This window comes from Gordonia hirsuta DSM 44140 = NBRC 16056 (assembly GCF_000333015.1).
Classification (GTDB): domain Bacteria; phylum Actinomycetota; class Actinomycetes; order Mycobacteriales; family Mycobacteriaceae; genus Gordonia; species Gordonia hirsuta.
The window spans coordinates 1-1,653 of record NZ_BANT01000033.1 but is presented as its reverse complement, the minus strand read 5'-3'; the positions used below and the strand labels follow the sequence as shown (position 1 = coordinate 1,653).

Annotated in this window: 1 protein-coding gene; it reads right to left on the bottom strand. The window is 74.7% G+C overall.

Going from position 1 to position 1,653, the window contains the following annotated elements:
* The coding region (gene selB, locus GOHSU_RS11905) for a selenocysteine-specific translation elongation factor (RefSeq protein ID WP_005941930.1) at positions 1-1,484 on the bottom strand (1,484 nt) is incomplete at its 3' end.
* Positions 1,485-1,653: the final 169 nt, after the last annotated feature.

Here is a 1,653-nt window from a genome sequence, read left to right as displayed (position 1 = left end):
GCCGCCGCCAAGCGCCGTTCCAGTTCGGCGACCCCCGCCTCGGCCGGCCCCAGGTTGCCGCGGTGTTCGGGTGCGAACAGCACACCGTCCTGCGCGCAGACTCCGCTTCCGGCGATCACCGCCCGCAGCAGCGCCGCATCCGGCAGGGCCAGCAGATCGCGGGCCGCCCCTTGGCTCAGCCCCGCGGCCAGCGGATCGCGCCGGTGCAGTTCGCTCACCGCCCCGCGCAGCCGCGCCTGCCACCGGTCCAGCTGCTGCTGATCGACCCACCAGCGACCGATCTGCGCGACGCCGTCGGGAACCGTGTCCACGGCGAATCCGGTTTCGGCCAGACGGGCCGGTTCGACGACGCCGCGGCGCGCCACCTCTTGCGCGGTGTCGGTATCGCCGGTGCGACCGGCCAGGTGCTCACCGCGCCGCCGACCATCGCCGCGGCGCCGCAGCGGCGGCGGATCCAGATCGACCACGCCGGCTCCGCCGACGATCCGGGATGCTCCCGGATCCCGCAGCACCAGGCGGTCGCCCACCTGCAGCGGCAGTTGCCAGGCCAGTGTCAGCCGCAGATGCTCGGCATCGAGCGGGCGGGCGCGCGCGGGTACGGCCGCGGTGCCGGCGTGCACCGTCAGCCACAGCCCGGCGGGGACGTCGTCGCCGATCCGCCGCACATCGATGACCCCGGACGCACCGAAGTCACCGGGACCGATCAGCGCGCCCCCGCGATGGACCCCGTCGGCCGGCACCCCGCGAAGGTTCACCGCGACCCGGCTCACCGGCCCGGCCCGGTCCACCGGCCGGCCGTGGCACTGCAGGCCGCGCACGCTCACCTGCCGCACACCGTCGCGTCCGCGCAGCTCCAGGAGGTCGCCCACCTGCACCGACCCGGCGGCCAGGGTCCCGGTCACCACCGTGCCGGCCCCGGTGACGGTGAAGGCCCGATCCACCCAGATCCGGACCGGTCCGGTCGCGGCGGGTGCCGGCAGCCCGCCCAGCAGATCGTCCAGTGCGGCGGTGAACTCGTCGAGTCCGGTGCCGTCGCGGGCGGCGACCACCGTCACCGGGGCATCGGCCAGCCCGGTGCCGGCCAGTTCCCGGCGTGCCTGGGCGATCACCTCGTCGATCCGTCGCCGATCGGCCCGGTCGGCGCGGGTGATGACCAGCAGCCCGTCGGTGATGCCCAGGGCCGCCACCGCATCCCGGTGCTCGGACGACTGAGCCATCCAGCCCTCGTCGGCGGCCACCACGAAGCACACCACCGGGGCTGGCCCGAGGCCGGCGAGCATATTGCCGACGAAGCGCTCGTGCCCGGGAACGTCGACAAAACTCACCTGCCGGCCCGACGGCAGCGTCGTCCACACGAAGCCCAGATCGATGGTCAGACCGCGCCGGCGTTCGGCCTCCCAGCGGTCCGGTTCCATCCCGGTGACCGCTTTGACCAGCGTCGACTTCCCGTGATCGACGTGTCCGGCGGTGGCGGCGACGAACACCCTCAACCTTCCGACAGGGCGGCGCACACCGCGGCGGTGAGCACTGCATCGGCGGTGTCGGGAACACAGCGCAGATCGATCAGGGCGGCGCCGTCGTGCACGCGGGCCAGCACCGCCGGCGTGCCGGTGCGCAACCGCGGCGCCAGGTCCTCGGGCAGACGCACCGCCC